This is a genomic window from Duganella dendranthematis, from assembly GCF_012849375.1.
GTDB lineage: Bacteria > Pseudomonadota > Gammaproteobacteria > Burkholderiales > Burkholderiaceae_D > Rugamonas > Rugamonas dendranthematis.
This window is the reverse complement of record NZ_CP051684.1, coordinates 803,907-824,797: the sequence shown is the minus strand read 5'-3', so window position 1 is coordinate 824,797 and position 20,891 is coordinate 803,907. Positions and strand designations below refer to the sequence as shown.

The 20,891-nt window shown below is 63.7% G+C and carries 17 protein-coding genes; 11 read left to right on the top strand and 6 right to left on the bottom strand.

What is annotated here, in order from left to right; all coding sequences use genetic code 11:
- Nucleotides 1-12: 12 nt before the first annotated feature.
- On the bottom strand, nt 13-1,323 hold the full coding sequence (gene argA, locus HH213_RS03870; protein ID WP_110844661.1) for an amino-acid N-acetyltransferase: 1,311 nt from the start codon (nt 1,321-1,323) through the stop codon (nt 13-15).
- A 56-nt stretch (nt 1,324-1,379) separates the two neighbouring features.
- Between argA and hrpA the strand changes: the two genes are divergently transcribed.
- Both hrpA and HH213_RS03860 read left to right on the top strand, forming a co-directional pair.
- Nucleotides 1,380-5,489, top strand: a complete 4,110-nt coding sequence (gene hrpA, locus HH213_RS03865; RefSeq protein ID WP_371875693.1) for an ATP-dependent RNA helicase HrpA — start codon at nt 1,380-1,382, stop codon at nt 5,487-5,489.
- 64 nt (nt 5,490-5,553) lie between these two features.
- Nucleotides 5,554-6,684, top strand: a complete 1,131-nt coding sequence (locus HH213_RS03860; protein WP_169110905.1) for an extracellular catalytic domain type 1 short-chain-length polyhydroxyalkanoate depolymerase — start codon at nt 5,554-5,556, stop codon at nt 6,682-6,684.
- Between the two features lie 7 nt (nt 6,685-6,691).
- Here HH213_RS03860 and HH213_RS03855 read toward each other — a convergent pair whose 3' ends face one another.
- Nucleotides 6,692-7,945: a putative Na+/H+ antiporter gene (locus HH213_RS03855; protein WP_169110903.1), complete on the bottom strand. Its 1,254-nt coding sequence runs from the start codon at nt 7,943-7,945 to the stop codon at nt 6,692-6,694.
- A gap of 117 nt (nt 7,946-8,062) precedes the next feature.
- Here HH213_RS03855 and imuA point away from each other — a divergent pair, with 117 nt between their 5' ends.
- From imuA to HH213_RS03835, 4 genes are read left to right on the top strand one after another with little or no spacing between them, the layout of a single operon-like run.
- A complete protein-coding gene (gene imuA / locus HH213_RS03850) occupies nt 8,063-8,755 on the top strand; it encodes a translesion DNA synthesis-associated protein ImuA (RefSeq protein ID WP_169110901.1) in 693 nt (230 codons plus the stop codon).
- The gene (locus HH213_RS03845) at nt 8,685-10,163 is read left to right on the top strand and encodes a Y-family DNA polymerase (protein ID WP_110844659.1); all 1,479 of its coding nucleotides are present in this window, start codon (nt 8,685-8,687) and stop codon (nt 10,161-10,163) included. Before imuA ends, HH213_RS03845 begins: the two co-directional genes overlap by 71 nt.
- A gap of 39 nt (nt 10,164-10,202) precedes the next feature.
- Nucleotides 10,203-11,024, top strand: coding sequence for a TlpA disulfide reductase family protein (locus tag HH213_RS03840; RefSeq protein ID WP_169110899.1), 822 nt, complete (start codon nt 10,203-10,205; stop codon nt 11,022-11,024).
- Nucleotides 11,025-11,051: 27 nt separating this feature from the next.
- Nucleotides 11,052-11,810: an alpha/beta hydrolase family protein gene (locus HH213_RS03835; protein ID WP_110844657.1), complete on the top strand. Its 759-nt coding sequence runs from the start codon at nt 11,052-11,054 to the stop codon at nt 11,808-11,810.
- Here the strand turns inward: HH213_RS03835 and HH213_RS03830 are convergent.
- The 3 genes from HH213_RS03830 to HH213_RS03820 all read right to left on the bottom strand — a co-directional run bounded on the left by HH213_RS03830 (nt 11,807) and on the right by HH213_RS03820 (nt 14,775).
- Nucleotides 11,807-12,145: a hypothetical protein gene (locus tag HH213_RS03830; protein WP_110844656.1), complete on the bottom strand. Its 339-nt coding sequence runs from the start codon at nt 12,143-12,145 to the stop codon at nt 11,807-11,809. The genes HH213_RS03835 and HH213_RS03830 overlap by 4 nt on opposite strands.
- A gap of 27 nt (nt 12,146-12,172) precedes the next feature.
- Nucleotides 12,173-12,811: a glutathione S-transferase family protein gene (locus HH213_RS03825; RefSeq protein ID WP_169110897.1), complete on the bottom strand. Its 639-nt coding sequence runs from the start codon at nt 12,809-12,811 to the stop codon at nt 12,173-12,175.
- A gap of 89 nt (nt 12,812-12,900) precedes the next feature.
- Nucleotides 12,901-14,775, bottom strand: coding sequence for a M61 family metallopeptidase (locus tag HH213_RS03820; RefSeq protein ID WP_169110895.1), 1,875 nt, complete (start codon nt 14,773-14,775; stop codon nt 12,901-12,903).
- A 225-nt stretch (nt 14,776-15,000) separates the two neighbouring features.
- On the opposite strand from HH213_RS03820, the gene HH213_RS03815 reads away from it, so the two are divergent.
- The 5 genes from HH213_RS03815 to coaD all read left to right on the top strand — a co-directional run bounded on the left by HH213_RS03815 (nt 15,001) and on the right by coaD (nt 20,368).
- Nucleotides 15,001-15,456 (top strand): Hsp20 family protein, encoded by a 456-nt coding sequence (locus HH213_RS03815; protein WP_110844653.1) that lies wholly within the window; start codon nt 15,001-15,003, stop codon nt 15,454-15,456.
- 141 nt (nt 15,457-15,597) lie between these two features.
- Nucleotides 15,598-17,094, top strand: a complete 1,497-nt coding sequence (locus HH213_RS03810; RefSeq protein WP_169110893.1) for a Do family serine endopeptidase — start codon at nt 15,598-15,600, stop codon at nt 17,092-17,094.
- A 48-nt stretch (nt 17,095-17,142) separates the two neighbouring features.
- Entirely contained in the window at nt 17,143-17,802 is a 660-nt protein-coding gene (locus HH213_RS03805) for a response regulator (protein WP_110844651.1), read from the top strand.
- Nucleotides 17,799-19,187, top strand: coding sequence for an ATP-binding protein (locus tag HH213_RS03800; protein ID WP_169110891.1), 1,389 nt, complete (start codon nt 17,799-17,801; stop codon nt 19,185-19,187). The genes HH213_RS03805 and HH213_RS03800 overlap by 4 nt, the downstream gene beginning before the upstream one ends.
- 32 nt (nt 19,188-19,219) lie before the next feature.
- Nucleotides 19,220-20,368: a pantetheine-phosphate adenylyltransferase gene (coaD, locus tag HH213_RS03795; protein ID WP_169110888.1), complete on the top strand. Its 1,149-nt coding sequence runs from the start codon at nt 19,220-19,222 to the stop codon at nt 20,366-20,368.
- Here the strand turns inward: coaD and HH213_RS03790 are convergent, their stop codons facing one another.
- Nucleotides 20,369-20,878: a hemerythrin domain-containing protein gene (locus HH213_RS03790; RefSeq protein ID WP_110844648.1), complete on the bottom strand. Its 510-nt coding sequence runs from the start codon at nt 20,876-20,878 to the stop codon at nt 20,369-20,371.
- Between the last annotated feature and the right edge of the window lie 13 nt (nt 20,879-20,891).

Sequence of the window (20,891 nt, the reverse complement as noted above, 5' to 3'; positions counted from 1 at the left end):
GTAAAAACGAGATTATAAGGTTTTAATCAGAACCTGGGATTTGCGCTGCCAGTTATACATGCGCTGACGGTCCTTCGGCAGCGCATCGACGGTGGCCGGCGCGAAGCCGCGTTTGATGAACCAGTGCGCGGTGCGGGTGGTTAGCACGAACAGTTTGTTCAGGCCGAGCGCGCGGGCGCGGTTTTCCATGTGCTTGAGGATGCGGTCGCCGTCGCCCTGGCCCTGGACGTCCGGGTTGACGGTCAGGCATGCCATTTCGGCCATTTTCTGTTCCGGGAACGGGTACAGCGCGGCGCAGCCGAAGATCACGCCATCGTGCTCGATGACCGAGAACAGGTCGATCTCGCGTTCGATCAGCTCGCGGCCGCGCTTGACCAGCGTGCCGTCGGCTTCCAGCGGTTCGATCAGCTTGATAATGCCGCCAACGTCCTCAATTGTGGCGGTGCGCAGCGATTCCAGGTTTTCGTGTGAGATCATGGTGCCCACGCCATCGTGGGTGAACAGTTCCAGCAGCGCCGAGCCGTCCATGTCGAACGAGACGATGTGCGAGCGTTCGACGCCGTTGTCGCAGGCCTTGACGCAGTGCTTCAGGTAGAACGCGGTGGCGTCGGGCAGGAAGCCGGCCTGCAGCACGGCTTCCGCCTGGTGCGACGACAGTTCGCGGATTTCGAAGCCGCCGGCATCGGTCATCAGCGGCGTTTCGGTGATGAAGATCAGCTTGTCGGCGTGCAGCGCGATGGCGGTGGAGCAGGCCACGTCTTCCATGGTCAGGTTGAACGCCTCGCCGGTCGGCGAGAAGCCCAGCGGCGACAGCAGCACCAGGCCGTCCGAGCCGAGAATCGAGTGGATGGTCTCGGCGTCCACCTTGCGGGTGACGCCGGTCAGTTCCAGGTCGACGCCGTCGATCACGCCGAGCGGCTTGGCGGTGATGAAGTTGCCGGAAATGATACGGATCGCGGCGTTGGACATCGGCGTGTTCGGCAAGCCCTGGCTGAATGCGGCCTCGATGTCGAGGCGCAGTTCGCCGGCGGCTTCCTTGGCGCACTCCATGGCGGCCGTGTCGGTGATGCGCACGCCGTTGTGGAAGCGGCCTTCGACGTTACGCAGCGCCAGTTGTTCGGCGACTTGCGGCCGGGAGCCGTAGATGACGGTGACGTTGATGTCGAGCGCGTGCAGCAGCGACAGGTCGTGGGCCAGCACCGGCAAGGCGCCGGCGGCCACCAGTTCACCTGGGAAGGCGACCACGAAGGTCTTGCCACGGAAAGCGTGGATGTAAGGCGCGACAGAGCGCAGCCATTGGACGAATTGGGTAGGATTTTCCATTAGCCGCATTATAATTCGGGGCGCGACGTCCGCGCCAAATACCTTTGTAAAAAACAATGTCAGAAGCCAGCAACAAGCAAAAAAACTTCCAAAGCGCCGCTGCACCCCGAACCGAGGCGGGGTCTGACCCCGTGCGGGGTCAGACCCCTGTGGCCGCAGTGCGGGGTGGCGGGCGCGGACCACGCACGCCGCCGGGCACCGAAAACCGTCCGCGCCGCGAGCCCAAGCCTCGGCTCACCCCGGAGCAACTGGCCGCGCGCGAGGCCGAGCGCAATTTCCGCAATCCGCTGCCGCCGATCACCTTCCCGGAAGACCTGCCGGTCTCCGGCCGCCGCCAGGAAATCGCCGAAGCGCTGCAAAACAACCAGGTCGTCATCGTCTCCGGCGAAACCGGTTCCGGTAAAACCACCCAGCTGCCGAAGATCTGCCTGGAACTGGGACGTGGCCAAAAAGGCATGATCGGCCACACCCAGCCGCGCCGCATCGCCGCCTCGTCGACCGCCAAGCGCATCGCCGCGGAACTGGGCTCGCCGCTGGGCGAACACGTAGGCTTCAAGGTCCGCTTCGCCGACACGCTGCAAAAAGGCGCCTACATCAAGCTGATGACCGACGGTATCCTGCTGACCGAAACGCAAAGCGACCCGCTGCTCAAGGCCTACGACACCATCATCATCGATGAAGCGCACGAACGCAGCCTGAACATCGACTTCCTGCTCGGCTACCTGAAACAGCTGCTGCCGCGCCGTCCGGACCTGAAGATCATCATCACCTCGGCGACCATCGACGCCGACCGCTTCGCGCGCCACTTTGGCACGCCGGAGAAGCCGGCGCCGGTGATCGAGGTCTCGGGCCGCCTGTATAAAGTGGAAGTGCGCTATCGCCCGATCGAAAGCGACGTGGTGGGTGGGGCAAATGCGCCGGCAGTGGCCAACGCCGAAGGCAAGGGCGCGCGCACCGCCGCCGCCCGCGAAAAGCGCGATCTGATGGACGCCGTGATTGACGGTGTGGACGAAGTAGCGCGCATCGGCTCCGGCGACATCCTGGTGTTCCTGCCCGGCGAGCGCGAAATCCGCGACGCCGCCGAAGCCCTGCGCAAGCACCATCCGCCGCACGTGGAAATCCTGCCGCTGTTCGCCCGCCTGTCGGCCGAAGAGCAGGAGCGCGTATTCAAACTGACCAATGCGCGCCGCATCGTCCTGTCCACCAACGTGGCCGAGACCTCGCTGACCGTGCCCGGCATCCGCTACGTGGTGGATGCCGGCCTGGCGCGCGTGAAGCGCTACAGCTACCGCAACAAGGTAGAGCAGTTGCAGATCGAGCCGATCGCGCAATCGGCCGCCAACCAGCGCGCCGGCCGATGCGGCCGCGTGGCCGATGGCGTCTGCATCCGCTTGTACGACGAACAGGACTTCCTGCAGCGGCCTAAATTTACCGAGCCGGAGATCTTGCGCTCGTCGCTGGCCTCCGTCATCCTGCGCATGAAGACCTTGCATCTGGCCGATGTGGAGACCTTCCCGTTCATCGAACCGCCGCTGGCGCGCGCCATCGCCGACGGCTACCAGCTGCTGCAGGAACTCGGTGCGGTCGATGAATACAACCAGATCACGCCACTCGGCACCAAGCTGGCCAAGCTGCCGCTGGACCCGCGTGTGGGCCGCATGATTCTGGCGGCGCTGGACAACGTCTGCCTGACCGAAGTGCTGATCATCGCGTCGGCACTGTCGGTGCAGGATCCGCGCGACCGGCCGATGGAGCACCAGCAGGCCGCCGACGAAGCGCACAAGAAGTTCGCCGACGAGAAGTCCGAATTCCTCAGCTATATCAAGATCTGGCGCTGGTTCGAAAACGCGATTGAGCACAAGAAGACCAACCGCCAGCTGCAGGACAACTGCCGCACCAACTTCCTGTCGCAACTGCGCCTGCGCGAATGGCGCGACGTGCACTCGCAACTGCTCACCATCGTCAAAGAGCAGGGCTGGCGCCTGAACGAAGCGCCGGCCACTTACGAGAACCTGCACATGGCGCTGCTGACTGGCTTGCTGGGCAATGTCGGCTTCAAGATGGAAGACGATCCCGGCTTCCTCGGCGCGCGTGGCATCAAGTTCAATATCTGGCCGGGTTCTTCGCTGAGCAAAAAGCCGGGCAAATGGATCATGGCGGCGGAGCTGGTGGACACCACGCGCCTGTACGCGCGCTGCATCGCGCAGATCCAGCCGGAGTGGCTGGAAAAGATCGGTGGCCACCTGCTGAAAAAATCGTGGGGCGAGCCGCGCTGGGAGAAAAAATCGGCGCAGGTCACCGCGTCCGAGCGCGCCACCTTGTATGGCCTGGTGGTGTACAGTCAGCGCCGCATCAACTACGGCTTGTTCAATCCCGCAGAGGCGCGCGAGATCTTTATTCGCGATGCGCTGGTCGGCGGCGATTACGAGACGCGCGCGCCGTTCTTCGCCCACAACCACAAGCTGATTAAAGAGATCGAGAACCTCGAACACAAGTCGCGCCGTCAGGACGTGCTGGTGGACGATGAACTGATCGCCGCCTTCTACGACAAGCTGCTGCCGGCCGATGTGGTCAACGGCGCCGGCTTCGAGAAGTGGCACAAGGACGTGACGGCGCAGGAGCCCAAGCTGCTGTTCCTGAACCGCGATGAGCTGATGCGCCACGAGGCGGCCGGCGTGACCACCGACCTGTTCCCGAAGAAGATGAGCGTATCCGGCCTGGAGCTGGCGCTGACCTATCACTTCGAACCGGGCAGCGTGCGCGATGGGGTGACGCTGGCGGTGCCGCTGTATGCATTGAATCAGCTGTCGCGCGAACGCTGCGAATGGCTGGTGCCGGGCATGTTGAAGGAGAAGGTGCATTTGCTGCTGAAATCCCTGCCGCAGAAACTGCGTCGCCATTGCGTGCCGCTGCCGGATTACGCCGCCAAGTTCTGCGAGCGCGTGGAGGAGAAGCACGCTTTCGGTCGCGGCGAGTTGATTGACGCGATCATCGCCGATATCCGCAAGGAGATCACGGTAACGCCGCTGACCACCGACTTCAAGCCGGAAACGCTGCCGGCGCACCACTTCATGAACTTCAAGGTGATCGACGAGCATGGCCGCCAGCTGGACATGGGCCGCAACCTCGCCACTTTGCAGGCAGAATACGGCACGCAGGCGCGCGAGAGCTTCCAGAAGATGGCAGAGGCTTCCGGCCCGCAATCGACCGTCGCCGCGCGCGCCGTGGTGCCAGCGAAGGCCGTCGCACCGGCGAAAGCCGGCGCCCATGCGACGCCTGATGCAGCCAAGTCCAGCGCGCCAGCCAGCAACATTACGCTGACCAACCTGACCTCGTGGACCTTCGGCGAACTGCCGGAACTGCTGGAAATCGCCCAGGGCAAGCTGACGCTGATCGGCTTCCCGGCGCTGGTGGACAAGGTCACGCACTGCGATCTGGAAGTCTTCGACGATCCAACAGTGGCGGCGCGCACGCACCGCGTCGGCTTGCGCCGGTTGTTCGCCTTGCAGATGAAGGATCAGATCAAGTTCATCGAAAAGAGCATCCCCAACCTGCAGCAAATGGGCATGCAGTTCATGAGCATGGGCACGCAGGAAGAGCTGCGCGAGCAGATTATCAACAAGGCGCTGGACATCGCGTGCCTGCAAGACCCGCTGCCGATCGACGCCGCCAGTTTCGCCAAGCGCAAGGACGAAGGAAAATCGCGCCTGGTGCTGCTGGTGAACGAGATCGCGCGCCTGCTGTCGCAAGTGCTGACCGAATTCCACGGCCTGCCGAAACGCCTGCAAGGCTTGTCACAGCAGGCGGCGCAGGACATGCAGCAGCAGTTGCAAGGCCTGGTGCACAAGCGCTTCCTGCAGGAGAACGACTACAGCCAGCTGGCGCACTTCCCGCGCTATCTGAAGGCGATGAATGTGCGGATCGAAAAGCTGCGCGGCGATCCCGCGCGCGATACCAAGCTGATGGCGGAGTGGCAGCAAGCCGCTGCGGCTTACCTGCGTGCGAGCCGCGACAAATCGGCCGGCAAGAACACCGATCCGAAGATGGTGGAATTCCGCTGGATGCTGGAGGAGCTGCGCGTGTCGCTGTTTGCGCAGGAGCTGCGCACGCCGATGCCGGTATCGGCCAAGCGCTTGCTTAAAGTATGGGAGTCCATGCAACGCTGAGCGGCTTGTCGCACGCTTGACGCGGCGGCTTTCAGGTAGACTGTGGCAACAGGGAGACGTTGCGATGGCCAAATCCGGAAAGCTGCTGCGTAGTCTGATTCGCGCCGGCACGCGCACGGCCAAGCTATTCGTCGCCATGGCGACGCCGCCGGCCAAGCCGAAGCCCAAGCCTCGGCGCCCACGCGTAAAGCCGCTCGCCGCCAAATCTCCCACCACATCCTTCACCAAGCCGTCCGCACCACGTCCCGCCGCCAAAACCCGCACACCGCGCACTACCGCGACGCCGACCCTTCGCCCGTCCGCCGTCGCGCCGGGCAAATGGCTCTCCGCCCACGTGCTGACCGCCGCCGGGCAACGTATGAGCTACTGGCTTTACCTGCCCAACCAGCTTCCAGAGCGCGCCGAACGCAAAGGCATGCCGCTAGTCGTGATGCTGCACGGCTGCCACCAGACCGCCACCCAGTTCGCGCAAGGCACGCGCATGAATTTGTGGGCCGAGAAGAAGGGCTACGCTGTGCTCTATCCGCAGCAACTCGCCACCATCCAGCCGCAGCGCTGCTGGAAATGGTACGACCGCGCCACGCAGGAGGGCGGCGGCGATGTCCCGACCATCCTCGCCATGGTCCACCAGGTGCTGACACAGTACGCTATCGACCGCTCACGCATCTACGTGGCCGGCATATCGGCCGGCGCCGGCATGGCCAACATCCTGGCGCTGAACCACCCGCGATTATTCGCCGCCGTCGGTCTGCACTCCGGTCCCGTGTTCGGCGCGGGCCACAACACGCTCGGCGCGCTGGGCGTGATGAAACACGGCGCCGGACTGCGGACCGACACCGCCGTCCACGATTTGCTGCAACGCCAGCCGCACTTTCCCGGGATGCCGGCGATCCTGCTGCAAGGCGCTGGCGACAACGTGGTCCGCCCCATCAACCAAATCCAGCTGGCGCGCCAAAGCATGCTGCTGAACCGCCTCACCGGCCCGGCCAAAGTCACGTTCAAACCGAAAGGCCGCCACAACGCGCACCAGCTGCACGACTTGTACGTCGGCCGCAAACTCATGCTGCGCATCGCCCACATCGAACAACTGGAACACGCCTGGAGCGGCGGCGATCCCGCGCTCGCCTTCAACGCCAAGGCCGGTCCCGACGCCAGCAAAATGCTGCTGGAATTCTTCTCGCGCCACCAGCGCTAGGCCTTACTTACAACAACAGGAAGGCCAGCGCCGCGACTGCGGTGGGGGCCAGCGCGCCGGCCAGCAGGCCGAGGGCGCCGATGGATTCGTCGCGGAAGCCGCGCCGCAACAGCGAGGCGCCGGCCGGATTCGGCGCGTTGGCGATCACTGTCAGGCCGCCGCCGGTGACGGCGCCGGCCATCAGCATGTATTGCGCATGCGGCGAGATGCCGTCGATCAGCGAGCCGAGATAGGTGAGGGCGGCGTTGTCGGTGATGGCCGTCAGGCTCATCGCGCCGAAGAACAGCGCCAGCGGCGACAGGCTTTCGACGATCGGTTGCAGCCACCATTGCTGCATTCCGCCCAGCACCACCAGCCCGGCCAGAAAGAAGCCGACCAGCAAGCCTTCCTTGATGATCAGCGGACTCTGGTAGCGCTGGTAGGCGGTGGTAAAGCCGAGGAACAGCATGAATATGCCGAGGAACAGTTCGACATGATGACCCAGCACCACCACTGCCGCCAGGAAGCCCAGATGGATCAGCGTCACGGCCCATGGCACCGCCGGCGCCTTGTCAGCCAAGGCGGCCGGTGCCGATGCCCGCAAATGCTTGCGCAGCATGAAGCTGATCACGGTGGCGTTGATCAGTACCGCGATCACGGCCTTCCATCCAAAGTGCGCCGCCATGTGGGCGGTGTCCCAATCCCAGGTGGCGGCCACCATCAGCACCGGCGGCGCGGCGTAGGCGGTCAGCATGCCGCCGATGGAAATGTTCACGAACAGCACGCCCAGCGCCGCATACTTCAACCATTCCGGCATGCCGTCGCGGAAGATGAGCGGCGCCAGCATCAGCGCCGCCAGCGTCATTGCGGCCGGCTCGGTGATCAGCGAACCGGTCAGCGGCACCAGCGCCAGGCCGAACCACACCAGCGCCAGTTCGGCCCGCACCGGCATCCATTGCGCCAGCGCCGACAAGACGCGCTGGACGAAGTCCATCACGGGGCGCGAAGCCGCCACCACCATCACCACAAACACAAACAGCGGCTCAGTGTACTGGCGCGATTCGGCGTAGGCGATGGCCGCCTGGCCGCCATTCAGCAAGGCCAGTGCAATCATCAAGATAAACGCCCAGAACCCGAACACCACCTCGACTTCGCCCAGCAGATGGAACAGGCCGGCATGACGCGGATGACGATGCGCCAGCTTCTCGAAAGACTTGGCGGCGAAGGTGTGAATCAGTGCCAGACCGAACAGGATTGCGCCTACCAGTTGTATCGTTTGCAAAGTGCTTCCTTTGATCATTTCTCCTGGGTACATGGTACAGCAAAGGCAAAAAAACCTTGTCAAACTACGGTGTAGATAGTACTGTGTATTTATACAGTATTTTTGCGGTACAATGCCATGATACACCCGGAAACCCTGCATCCGTCGCTCTGGCGCGCGGACCAACTGGCGCATAGCGCCACGCGCTGCGCGGACACAGGCTTTGCCGCCTTGTCCGCGCAGTTGCCGGGAGGCGGCTGGCCGCTGGGCACGCTGATCGATCTGCTGGTGCAGCAGCATGGCATTGGTGAACTGCGTTTGTTGCAGCCGGCCTTGGCCGCGCTGGACAAGCGTCCCATCGTGTTGCTGCAACCGCCGCATTTGCCGCAAGCGCTGGCGCTGGCCGCGCTGGGGCTGGAGCCGTCGCAACTGCTGTGGGTGCGCAGCGGCGCCAAGGCCAGCGATGCGCTGTGGGCGGCTGAACAAATCCTGCGCAGCGGCTGTTGCGGCGCGCTGCTGTTCTGGCAAAAGCAGGCGCGCGGCGAAACGCTGCGGCGGCTGCACCTGGCGGCGCAAAGCGGCGAGACCCTGTTCTGCATGGTGCGGCCGCTGGCGGCCGCGCAGGACGCGTCGCCGGCGCCGCTGCGGCTGTCGTTGAAACCGGCAGCGGGCGGGGTCGACATCGGCTTTGTCAAACGGCGCGGACCGCAACGCGATACGCCCTTGTTCTTACCTTTAACCCCTGCTTTGCTGCAACGCCATGCGCCTCTGGATCGCGATACACCTGCCACAGCTCCCGCTCGAAGTATTCTGCCCGCGCTGGTCAACTGACCAGGGCACGGTGGTGCTGGAGCAGGAGCGCGTGATCGCCCTGTCGGCGGCGGCGTATGAAGCCGGCGTACGGCGGGGCTTGCGGCGCGGCGGCGCCATCATGCTGGCGCCGCAAACGCAGTTCCAGCAGCGCTCGTTGCCGCTGGAAGCGGAAGCGTTGCAGGCCACCGCGCTGGCGCTGCTGCAATTTACGCCGCAACTGGCCGAGGCGGAAGAGGCCACGCTGCTATTGGATGTCGGCGCCAGCCTGCGCCTGTTTGGCGGCATTCGCGCGCTGTGCCATCGGGTGGCGCAGAGCGTGCGGGCGCTGGGCTTTACCGGCACGCTCAGCTGCGCGCCGACCGCGCGCGGCGCCTGGATGCTGGCGCGTAGCAACGCCGGCCGCAGCTTGACGATGGCCTCGCTTGAACGTCGTCTGGAGGGCTTGCCGCCCGGGCTGCTGCCGCCGGCGCGCGCCTATCTGGACTGGTTGGAAGGCATCGGTTGCCTGACCATCGGCCAACTGCGGAGCCTACCGCGTCCCGGCTTGCAGCGCCGTTGCGGTCGCGCTTTGCTGGACATGCTGGACGACGCCCACGGCGCCCGGCCGGAGCTGCACCAGTGGTTGGCGGCGCCGGCCAGTTTCCACGCCAAGCTGGAGCTGTTCGACCGCGTGGAAAATGCCGAAGCGCTGCTGTTCGGCGCGCACCGGCTGGTGCTGCAATTGACCGGCTGGCTGAGCGCGCACCAACTGGCGGTCGAGCGCATCCAGTTGCTGCTGGAGCACGAGCGCGGCCGCATCGCCGGCCCGCCCACAGTGGTGGAAATCATGCTGGCCGAACCGACCTGGAAAGACACGCATCTGGTGCGTCTGCTGAAGGAGCGGCTGGCCAAGCTGGAGTTGCCGGCGCCGGTCATCGGCCTGTGCCTGGAAGCGCCGCAGGTGCAGCCGATGGCGCCGCCCAGCGAATCGCTCTTTCCCGAACCGGGCGGCAGCAAGGAAGACTGGCAGCGCCTGCTGGAACTGCTGGCTGCGCGGCTGGGCGCGGACAACGTGCTGCAAGCCGCACCCAACGCCGACTACCGGCCCGAGCATGCCAACAGCTGGGTCAGCATCCAGACTAAAATCCGTCCGGCCGAAGCCCGCGCGCAACTGCCGCCGGACATCGGCAGCCTGCCGCGTCCGACCTGGCTGCTGCCCAAGCCGATTGCGCTGATGATGCGCGACCACCGCCCGTACTACGGCTCGCCGCTGCGCATCCGCTCCACCGGCGAGCGCATCGAATCAGGGTGGTGGGGCGCGATGCAGACGCGCGATTACTTCATGGCGCAAGGGGAGGACAACGCACACTACTGGCTGTTCAAGGAACGCGACAGCGGCGCGACGGAACCGGAAACGCGCTGGTATCTGCACGGATTGTTTGGATAAGACGTATCATGCGCTTTTTTGCTTTCACGTATCGACGTCATGAAGATAGGCCCGCTGTTACTGCCGTACACCGCGCTGTTGCTGTTGATCGTGGTAACGATCAGCTTTGCAATCGCCCGCTATTTCGACCGCCGCAATGAGCGCAAGATCGAGACGTCGATCACCATCATGTTTATTGTGGCGGTGCTGGTGGCGCGGCTGGCGTTTGTCCTGCGCTACCAGTCCTTGTATCTGAGTCATCTGTTGACCATTCTGGACATCCGCGATGGCGGCTGGGATGCGCAAAGCGGTGTCATCGCCGCGTGGGTGGTTGCGCTGGTGATATGGCAGCGTGATCGCACCATCCGCAAGGCCGTGGCGGTGACGGTTGGCGCAGCCAGCGTGCTGTGGCTGGCAGGTACGGTGCTGCTGATTACCAGCACGTCGGCGCAGGGCAGCATGCCCGGCAACGCATTGCGGAGCCTGAACGGCCAGCAGGTGGCGCTGTCGGATTTTCACGGCAAACCCACCGTCATCAATTTCTGGGCGACCTGGTGTCCGCCGTGTCAAAAGGAAATGCCAGCCATGGCGCAAGTCCAGGCGCAGCGGCCGGATGTGAACTTTGTGTTCATCAACCAAGGTGAATCGCCGCAAGTGATCCAGCAATTCCTGGCGGCTGGACGGCTGGCGCTGAACAACGTGCTGCTGGACCCGGCGCAGGCGACCGCGCGCGGGTTTTCGGTCATGGGCTATCCCACCACCTTGTTTTTCGATGCCTCCGGCAAGCTGGTGTATCAGCACATGGGACCATTGTCGGAAGCGGCGTTGCTCCATCGTTTGGACGAGACGGGCACACAAGGCGGCGGAAGTTTGGTTAAATAGCCGCAGACATTCTTTTCGGGACACGCGATGCAATCACAGCGACAGGAATTTATCGGCGCACATGGCCACAAGCTGGCGGCGCGGCTGGATGGGCCGGACGGTGAGGTCAAGGCCTATGCGCTGTTCGCGCACTGTTTTACCTGCGGCAAGGATGTATTTGCCGCCAGCCGCGTGGCGCAGGCGCTGACGGAACACGGCATCGCGGTGCTGCGTTTCGACTTTACCGGCTTGGGCGCCAGCGAAGGGGAGTTCGCCAACACCAACTTCTCGTCCAACCTGGCCGATCTGGTGGCGGCGGCCGATTTCATGCGCCAGACCTATCAGGCGCCGCAGTTGTTGATCGGCCACAGCCTTGGCGGCGCGGCGGTGCTGGCGTCGGCTGATCAGATGCCGGAAGTGAAGGCGGTGGTGACGATTGCCGCGCCGAGCGATCCGGTATCGGTTACCGGCATGTTCAGCCAGCATCTGGACGAGATCGCGCGCGACGGCGAAGCGCTGGTGCAGCTGGCCGGAAGGCCGTTCCGCATCCAGCAGCAATTCGTCGAAGATGCGGGCGGGCACAATTTGAAATTGAAGATCGCGGCCCTGAGACGGGCCTTGCTGGTGATGCATGCGCCGGGCGACGACACGGTCGGCATCAGCAATGCGATGGAAATTTTCACCGCCGCCAAGCATCCGAAAAGTTTTGTCTCGCTGGACAGCGCCGACCATCTGCTGACACGGCGTGAAGACGCCGTGTATGTGGCCAATGTGATCGCGGTCTGGGCCGACCGCTATCTGTTTTAGAAGTCTTCCGACAGGTCTTTCCAGCCTTTGCTGACGGCAAAGGCGGTGAACTCGTCCGGCGCTTCCAGCACCAGCAGCCGGCCCTCCTGCAACACCGGATCGCCAGCCGTCAGGTCCGGACCTTTGTAGCCGACGGTGCGCAGTTGCGCCACCACGGCGCCGATCAGCGCCTTGTCCTTGTGCAGGCCGCTGATCGGTGCTTTGAAGTCGACGTAGACGTCGATGGCGCCATAGCCTTCATCAAAAATACGAATCGCGCTGGCGTCGTGGGCACGGCCGGAGCCGTCGGTGGCCTTGAACGGGCCGCTGAGTTGGATGTCGGTATCTTGTGTCATAGGATGAGCATACACGCCAGTAACGGCTTAGTCCACTTTCGGCAGCGCCATGCCGCGCTGCACGGCCGGCCGGGCGCCAATCATATCCAGCCAGCGGCGCAGGTTGGGCTTGCTGTCCAGCTTGTCGCCGAGCGCCGGCTTCAGCTTGTCCAGCACGCCGACCGCCCACGGATAGCAGGCGATGTCGGCAATGCTGTAGTGCGTGCCGGCGATATAGACGTTGTCGGCCAGTTGCTTGTCCATCACGCCCAGCAGCCGGTCTGCTTCCTCGACGAAATGCTTGATGGCCAGCGCGGATTTTTCTTCCGAGCGGATGGCGAAAAAGCCGACCTGGCCCAGCATCGGACCCAGGCCGCCGATTTGCCAGTGCAGCCATTCCAGGACCTTGTAGCGCTCCGCACCGGCGGCGGGCAGCAATTTGCCGGTTTTCTCCGCCAGGTAAGTGAGAATGGCGCCGCTTTCGAAGATGCTGACGGTGCCGCCATCCACATCGGTATCGATGATGGCGGGGATTTTGTTATTGGGGGAGATGGCCAGAAACTCGGGCGTGAACTGTTCGCCCTTGCCGATGTTGACGGTCTTGATGGTGTACTGCAGGCCCAGTTCCTCCAGCATGATGGGGATTTTGCGGCCGTTGGGCGTGGTCCAGGTGTACAGGGTCAGCATGGTGGTCCTCGGGATGGATTTTCTGTAACGATAATCCATCCCGCGATAACGCCGCGCCCCGTAGACCGGCGCGGCGTGCTGCTTGCCGCTTACTTCAGTGGTTGCAGAATGGCTTCCAGGCGATCTGGCGTGCCTTCGATGCGTTCCAGGCGCGGGTACTTCAGGCCGCCGTGGTAGTCGAGCGAGACGGTCTGGTACAGATTGCCTTTTTTGACCAGCAGGTTGATCGGCTCTTTGCCGTCCTTGGCCGCCGTCACCGCCGCCCGCAGCAGTTCCGCCTTGTAGGCGCGGCCGTTGACGGCCAGCAGCGTGGTGCCGCCCGACAGGCCGGCCTTGAAGCCGACGCCATCCCACTGGAACGCTTCCAGCTTGCCGTCCGCACCGACCGAGAAGCCCAGCGAGTATTGGAAGTTGGCCGATTTGCTCAGGTCTTCCTGCGCCTTGAGGAACTCGGTCGGCTTGTCGCTGTAGGCCAGTTTCCAGCCGGCGCGGGTCAGGCCGTCCAGCGGCGCGCCCGGGCCGTGGCCGTCCAGGCGGGTGCGCAGGAACTTGGCCCACTCGTACGGCTGCACGGCGTTGAGGGCTTTGACCACGTCCTCGAAGGTGTACGGCTTGGCGACGTTGACGCCATCATCCACGCCGAAGAAGGCTTTGGCGAAGTCGTTCAGCGATTTCTTGTCGCCCGACAGTTCGCGGATCTTGGTGTCGGCGTCCAGCCAGATCAGTTCGCCTTCCGAGTAGTAATCCTCGGCGCGCTGCCAGTTGTTCCAGCCTTGCGGACGGCGGGCGTTGATGATCGGGTCGTTGACGGTGTCCTGCACCGCGCGCCAGTCACGGCCCTTGACGTTGTCGTAGCGGGCGGCGGTAGCGGCGATCAGGTCACGCGTGTGTTCCGGCTTGATCAGGCCCGAACGCGCGGCCAGTACCGCGCCCCAGTACTGGGTCTGGCCTTCGTACACCCACAGCAGTTCGTTCTGCAACGGGGTGTTGAAGTCGGCCACGGCCTGGCCGGCCGGACGGCGGAACTTGCCGTTCCACGAATGCGTAAATTCATGCGGCAGCAGTTCGCGCCGCGCTTCGTATTTCTTCCATTCGGCGAAGTAGCCCAGCTTGACGCCGTTCTCGCTCGACTGGTGGTGTTCACGGCCGATGCCGCCAAATTCGTCGCTGATGGCGAACAGGAAATCGTAGTGCTTGTAGTGCTGCGAGTTGAACAGCTTGTAGGCCTGCTGGATCAGTTCGCGGTGCGGCGCGATCTGTTCCGGCGTGGCGTCCAGCTGCTCGGCCGAGTCGGCCACGACGTTCAGGTGCACCGGAATTTTCGCGCCCGGATCGAGGTCGATGCGGCGGAAGTAGCGGCCGGCGAACAGCGGCGAATCGACCAGGGTTTCCAGATCGGTCGGCTTGAAGGCGATCTGGTCGCCGGTGCGAGTCTGCTGCTCCAGCGCGCTGCCGAACTGCCAGCCGGCCGGCACGGTCAGGTTGGGTTGCACGGTGATCTTGTTGCTGGCGTAGCCGGCCGGATACAGCGCCACCGATTGCCATTGCACGCCAAGGATGTCGTTGGTCATGGTGGTGCGACCCTGGTTGGCTTCCACCGGCGACAGGTATTCGAATTCGACGTCGACGCTGCTGGCGCCTTTCGGCACCGTGACGTGGAAGGCGTAGACATTGACCGGGTCGCGCGTCCATTCCACCGGCTGGCCGTTGGCGCTGACCTTGAGGCCGGCGAACTGGTTCAGCGCGCCGCTCGGGCCGTGATTGCCGGGAATCCACTGCGGATACAGCAGCGTCAGCTTGCCGGCCTTGGCCGGGATGCTTTCGCGCACGCGGAAAATTTGCTGGGCGGTGTTGGTGGCGTCCACTTTGAGGACGATGGTGCCTGGATAAGGCTGGTCGGAAGCGGCCTGGGCGCTGAAGGCGGTAGCCAGCACGGCGGCAAGTACGGCACGGGTCAAGGTCATAGTTGTCACGCAAAACGGTTGAACAAGAGAAAGAGTGTAGCACGCGCCTAACTTGCAAATCTCGCAAAACCCATGCCGCAATGCAGCGAAAAAAAATTCGCGCAAGAACTCTTGAAAGCCCTGGAGCACGACGCATATGGGAATCAGCGGTTGCCCAGATGGGGACCGTGAGAAGGGGATGCTCCCCGTTTAACCATATCGCTTATTTTGACAAGGATATCTACCATGCGTACTTTTGACCTCGCCCCGCTGTACCGTTCCGCCATCGGTTTCGATCGTCTGGCACAACTGCTGAACGACGCCCAACGCAACGAGACCCCTAGCTATCCCCCATACAACATCGAGCTGGTATCGGATGACCAGTACCGCATCGTCATGGCCCTGGCCGGCTTCGACCGCTCGGAAATCGACATCACCTTTGAACGCGATGCGCTGACCGTGGTCGGCCGCAAACAGAAGGACGCCACCGAGCGCACCTATCTGCATCGTGGCATCGCCGCCCGTGACTTCGAGCAGCGCTTCCAGCTGGCCAACCACGTCAAAGTGACCGGCGCCAGCTTCGACAACGGCATGCTCACCATTGAACTGGTGCGTGAGATTCCGGAAGCGCTGAAACCACGCAAGATCATCATCGACGGCGGCGAAAACGTCACCTCGCTGGAGCAGCGTCAAGCAGCTTAATCCCGCTTTAATATAGTAGTTGCAACTGGCCGGTATATCCGGCCAGTTTTGCGTTTTAGGCCGCTTTTTGGTTAAGTAGGGCCTAAGTTTTTAGCGTCATATTGGATACATCTAAAGTCTTCACTCATTAGGAGAACCGTTATGTCCACCACTACTTTGAAACGCGCTGCCGTCGCTGTCGCCGTGCTGGGCGTGATCGGCGTCGGCGGTGCGGTCGCAGTCAAACAGAGCGCCGCCGTGGCCGCCGCCACTGTGCCGGTCGCTGCCGTCGCCACCAGCGCCGCCCCTGCGCCGGTCGGCGCGCCAGCCATCTCCCTGCCTGATTTCAGCAGCATCGTCACCCAGAACGGTCCGGCCGTGGTCAACATCAACGTTACCGGCAGTACCAAGACCGCCTTCGATCCGGACGCCCAGCAGGGCCGTAACGATCCGTATGCGGACGATCCGTTCTACGAATTCTTCCGCCGCTTCCAGGGCCAGCAGCGTGGCCAGCAGCGCCAGCAGGCGCCGACCCATGGCCTCGGTTCCGGCTTCATCATCAGCCCGGACGGCATCATCCTGACCAATGCGCACGTGGTGCGTGACGCCAGCGAGGTGGTGGTCAAGCTGACCGACCGCCGCGAATTCCGCGCCAAGGTGCTGGGTTCCGATCCGCAAAGCGACGTCGCCGTGCTGAAAATCGACGCCAAGAACTTGCCGGTGGTGCCACTGGCCAAGGGCAACGACCTGAAAGTCGGTGAATGGGTGCTGGCGATCGGTTCGCCATACGGCCTGGATAACACTGTGACTGCCGGCGTGGTCAGCGCCAAGGGCCGCTCGCTGCCGGACGGTAATGTGCCGTTCATCCAGACCGACGTCGCCGTCAATCCGGGTAACTCCGGCGGCCCGCTGTTCAACACACGCGGCGAGGTGGTCGGCATCAACTCGCAGATCTACAGCCAGACCGGCGGTTACCAGGGCTTGTCGTTCGCCATCCCGATTGATGTGGCCAACAAGATCAAGAACCAGATCGTCTCCACCGGCAAGGTGGTGCACGCCAAGCTGGGTGTGACGGTGCAGGAAGTGAATCAGGGCTTTGCCGATTCGTTCAACCTGGCGACGCCGGAAGGCGCGCTGATCTCGAATGTCGAGAGCGGTGGCCCGGCGGACAAGGCCGGCCTGAAGGCGGGCGACGTGATCCGCGCGCTCAACGGCCAGAAGATCATCAGTTCGGCCGACCTGCCGTCGGTGGTGGGCCTGTCGACGCCGGGCGACAAGATCGCGCTGGAGATCTGGCGCCAGGGCAAGCCGTTGCAGGTGACGGCGACGCTGGGCAATGCCGCCGACAAGACGGCCAAGGCCGATGCGCCGGCTGGCGATCCGGCCACCGCCAAGATGCGCCTGGGCCTATCGCTGCGTCCGCTGGAACCGGCTGAACGCCGTGATTCCGGCATCGCCGGCGGCCTGCTGATTCAGGATGCCGGTGGCGCGGCGGCCGATGCCGGCGTGCAGCCGGGTGATGTACTGCTGTCGGTCAACGGTCGTCCGGTCAACAGCGTCGACCAGGTGCGCGAGGTGGTGGGCAAGTCGTCCAAGTCGGTGGCATTGCTGATCCAGCGCGGTGACGATAAAATCTTCATTCCGGTGCGCCTGGGATAAGATGCTTCGCATCGGCAGAACGCTTAACAAAAATAGAAAGGGAATAACATGCGACTTCTGCTGGTAGAAGACGACACGATGATCGGCGAGGTAGTGCTCGACCTGTTGCGGGCCGAGCACTACGCGGTCGACTGGGTCAAGGACGGCGCCATGGCCGACACCGCGCTGCAAACCCAGACCTACGATCTGGTGCTGCTGGACCTGGGCCTGCCGCGCAAGGACGGTCTTGAAGTGCTGCGCTCGATGCGCCTGCGCAAGGAGCTGACCCCGGTGTTGATCGCCACCGCGCGCGACGCCAAGGAACAGCGCATCGCCGGTCTGGACGCCGGCGCCGACGATTACGTGCTCAAGCCGTACGACCTGGACGAGCTGCTGGCCCGCATCCGTGCGCTGCTGCGCCGTTCGGCCGGGCGCGCCGAGCCGGTGTTCGAGCACGGCAACGTCACCGTCAATCCGCAAACCCGCGAAGTGATCGCCGACGGCAAGCCGGTCAGCCTGTCGGCGCGCGAATGGGCGGTGCTGGAGGCGCTGATCGCGCGGCCGGGCATCGTGCTGTCGCGCCACCAGTTGGAAGAAAAGCTGTACAGCTGGAAGGATGAAGTCAACAGCAACGCGGTGGAAGTCTACATCCACGGCCTGCGCAAGAAACTCGGTGCGGAACTGATCCAGAACGTGCGCGGCCTGGGGTACATGGTGCCGAAACTATGAAAGTAAGGATGCCGCCGCTGCCGCGCGTGCCGGTGGTGACCCACTCGCTGCGCGGCCGTTTGCTGTGGTTCCTGCTGGCCGCCATCACCATGGCGGCCTTTGCGCAAGCGATGATCGCCTACCGCAGCGCGCTGAGCGACGCGGACCAGATCTTCGACTATCACATGCAGCAGATGGCAATGTCGCTGCGCTCCAGCGCCACCCTGACCAACAAGGCGGCCGACACGGCGGCCGATCCGGAAAACGACGATCTGGTGGTGCAGGTGTGGACCCCGGACGGTGCGCAGGTGTTCCGCTCGCTGTCGCGCGCGGCGCTGCCGCAGCGGGCGGTGCTGGGCTTCTCCAACGTCCGCGTCAACAAAACCACCTACCGGGTGTTCTCGGTGCAGACTTCCAACCAGACGGTGCAGATCGCGCAGGACATGGCGGTGCGCCAGCGCATGGCCGGTACGCTGGCCTTGCGCACGGTCGGCCCGATCGCCGTCATGGCGCCGGTGCTGATGCTGGTGGTGTGGTGGGTAGTGTCCGGTTCGCTCGCGCCGGTGTCGCGCGTCAAGCGTCAGGTGGCGGCGCGCCAGGCCGAGGATTTGTCGCCGGTGTCGGAAAACGATTTGCCCGATGAGGTGCTGCCGCTGGTGCAGGAGCTCAATCTGCTGTTTGTGCGGGTGAGGACGGCGTTTGACGCCCAGCAGCACTTTGTGGCCGACGCCGCGCACGAATTGCGCACGCCGCTGGCGGCGCTCAAGTTGCAGGTGTTGAGCCTGGAGCGCGCGCAGGATGAGGCGTCGCGCAAGCTGGCGGTGTCGCGCGTGACGGCCGGCATCGAGCGCGCCACGCGGCTGGTCGAGCAGTTGCTGGTGCTGGCGCGGCAGGAGGGCGCCAGCGAGGAGATCAAGTCCGAGCCGGTCAACCTGGGCGACGTGGTCAAGCGCGTGCTGGGCGATATGAACGGGCTGGCGCAGGCGCGTCAGATCGACCTCGGCCTGCACCATAATGAGGATGTGGTGGTGGCCGGGCATCCGGATGCGCTGCTGATCCTGCTGCGCAACCTGGTCGACAACGCCATCAAGTACACCCCGGCCGGCGGCACCGTCGATATCGACCTGCAGCGTAGCGTCGCCGCCACAAAACATGCCAAGCCGCGCATTGTGCTTAGCGTCGAGGATTCCGGTCCCGGCATCCCGGCCGAGGAGCGCGAACGGGTGTTCAGCCGCTTCTACCGCGTGCCGGGGAGTCCGGCCGGCGGCAGTGGCCTGGGCATGGCGATTGTGCAGTCGATTGCCGAGCGCCACGGCGCGGTCTTGTCGCTCGCCCAGTCCGAACGGTTGGGCGGTCTGAAGGTGAATGTCGATTTTCCCGAGACTAGCAAGCCCACTCCGGTCTAAAATGCCGTTTTGACACGGTGTTGGAGTGGTGCATGAAGAAAATCGGATTTTCGGGAACCCTGGACCCGATCACCAACGGCCATATGTGGGTGATCAACGAAGCCCGTTCGCTGGCGGATGAGGTAGTGGTCTTCCTGTCCGAGAATCCGGCCAAGAAGCCCAAGTTTTCGGCCGAGGAGCGCAAGAGCATCATCTCGCTCAGCTGCACGGAACAGGGCTGGCACAATGTCTCGGTGGTGATCGTGCGCGGCGACTACACGGCGCGCGCGGCCAAGAAGCAGGGCGTCGAGTGCCTGATCCGCGGCATCCGCACCACTGCCGACTTCGATTACGAGAACCTGATCCAGCAAACCAATGTGGACGTGCTGCAAGGCGCGAAGACGGTATTCGTCATGCCGCCGCGCGACCTGGGCTCGGTCAGCTCGTCGTTCGTCAAGGCGCTGGAAGGGCCGATCGGCTGGAACTGGATCATGAAGAAATTCGTGCCTGGCCCGGCGTATCACGCCTGGGTGCTGAGCTGGCTGCGCAAGGAGTGGGAAACCTTGTGGGACTACGAGCACCGCGACGCCACCGCCATCGCTCATGCAGACGACTGGTTCGCGCGGCTGACCGGCCCCGATTGCTACGGCGGTGCGGCACGCTATTATCACAACCTCGACCATCTGGTGCACGGGCTGTGCGAAATCCGCGTGTGGGCCGGCAATATGCGGCCTGATCCGGCGGATGTCGACATTATCAAGCAGGCCTTCTGGTTCCACGATGCCGAGTATGGCCATCATGGCGACCCGGCGGCGGCCACCAACGAAGAAGCCAGTGCACAGATGTGGCTGGGTAGCCACCTGGGCCAGGAAATGGACGATGCGGCCGAGCTGATACGCGCCACCGATCATTTCCAGGAAGCGGCGATCACGCACCGGCTCAAAGATGTACTGTTGAGCGTGGACTTGGCGATTCTGGGGCAGGATGACGAGGTCTACCAGAATTACGCGCGCGCCATCCGCCAGGAGTACAGCCATATGGCGGACGACGTCTATCGCGAACAGCGCGGCGCAGCGCTGGCGCACCTGTGCCGCAAGGCGCAGCAAGGTCTGCTGTTCGGCAACGCCTACTTTGCCGAGCAGTACAACGAGCGCGCCATCGACAACATGCAGCGCGAGATGGCGCGGCTGGCGGCCGGCTGATCAGGCGGTCGGCGGCAGTTCGACCTGTTCCTTGCGGATGGCGATGGCTTCGCCCAGCGCCATCAGGTCCAGCTTGGCCTTACGCGCCTTGGGGAACATTTCTTCTTCCTCTTCCTTGACGTGATGGTCGATCAGCTCGCCCAGCACCTTGACCTTGGCGTCGTACAGGTCGTCGGTCGGCTCCATGCTGATGATCTGCGCGATCAGGTCTTTGGCCGACGCGTGCTCGACCACGGCTTCGTCCACCAGGTCTTCTTCCTTGGTGGCCTTACGTACGGCCGGGTAGAAAATCTCTTCTTCCGCCGTCGCATGCTTGGTCAGCTCTTCGCAGATTTGCAGGGCCAGCTTGTGTTTGCTGACGTGCGCGCGGTCGCCCAGCTCTTCATACTGTTCGAACATCGATTTAACGTGCTCGTGGTCTTCGGTGAGCAGCGTGATCGCGTCTTGCGGTTCGGTGGAGGTGGGAATAGGCTTTGGAATCTTGTCCTGCGATTGTGAAGTGGTTCTCATGTCGGCTCCTTGC

What these genes read in the sequence shown, in the direction of transcription:
- argA (WP_110844661.1), bottom strand. Translation starts at nt 1,323, where the DNA reads ATGGAAAATCCTACCCAATTCGTCCAATGGCTGCGCTCTGTCGCGCCT.
- hrpA (WP_371875693.1), top strand. Translation starts at nt 1,380, where the DNA reads ATGTCAGAAGCCAGCAACAAGCAAAAAAACTTCCAAAGCGCCGCTGCA.
- HH213_RS03860 (WP_169110905.1), top strand. Translation starts at nt 5,554, where the DNA reads ATGGCCAAATCCGGAAAGCTGCTGCGTAGTCTGATTCGCGCCGGCACG.
- imuA (WP_169110901.1), top strand. Translation starts at nt 8,063, where the DNA reads ATGATACACCCGGAAACCCTGCATCCGTCGCTCTGGCGCGCGGACCAA.
- HH213_RS03845 (WP_110844659.1), top strand. Translation starts at nt 8,685, where the DNA reads ATGCGCCTCTGGATCGCGATACACCTGCCACAGCTCCCGCTCGAAGTA.
- HH213_RS03840 (WP_169110899.1), top strand. Translation starts at nt 10,203, where the DNA reads ATGAAGATAGGCCCGCTGTTACTGCCGTACACCGCGCTGTTGCTGTTG.
- HH213_RS03835 (WP_110844657.1), top strand. Translation starts at nt 11,052, where the DNA reads ATGCAATCACAGCGACAGGAATTTATCGGCGCACATGGCCACAAGCTG.
- HH213_RS03830 (WP_110844656.1), bottom strand. Translation starts at nt 12,145, where the DNA reads ATGACACAAGATACCGACATCCAACTCAGCGGCCCGTTCAAGGCCACC.
- HH213_RS03825 (WP_169110897.1), bottom strand. Translation starts at nt 12,811, where the DNA reads ATGCTGACCCTGTACACCTGGACCACGCCCAACGGCCGCAAAATCCCC.
- HH213_RS03820 (WP_169110895.1), bottom strand. Translation starts at nt 14,775, where the DNA reads ATGACCTTGACCCGTGCCGTACTTGCCGCCGTGCTGGCTACCGCCTTC.
- HH213_RS03815 (WP_110844653.1), top strand. Translation starts at nt 15,001, where the DNA reads ATGCGTACTTTTGACCTCGCCCCGCTGTACCGTTCCGCCATCGGTTTC.
- HH213_RS03810 (WP_169110893.1), top strand. Translation starts at nt 15,598, where the DNA reads ATGTCCACCACTACTTTGAAACGCGCTGCCGTCGCTGTCGCCGTGCTG.
- HH213_RS03805 (WP_110844651.1), top strand. Translation starts at nt 17,143, where the DNA reads ATGCGACTTCTGCTGGTAGAAGACGACACGATGATCGGCGAGGTAGTG.
- HH213_RS03800 (WP_169110891.1), top strand. Translation starts at nt 17,799, where the DNA reads ATGAAAGTAAGGATGCCGCCGCTGCCGCGCGTGCCGGTGGTGACCCAC.
- coaD (WP_169110888.1), top strand. Translation starts at nt 19,220, where the DNA reads ATGAAGAAAATCGGATTTTCGGGAACCCTGGACCCGATCACCAACGGC.
- HH213_RS03790 (WP_110844648.1), bottom strand. Translation starts at nt 20,878, where the DNA reads ATGAGAACCACTTCACAATCGCAGGACAAGATTCCAAAGCCTATTCCC.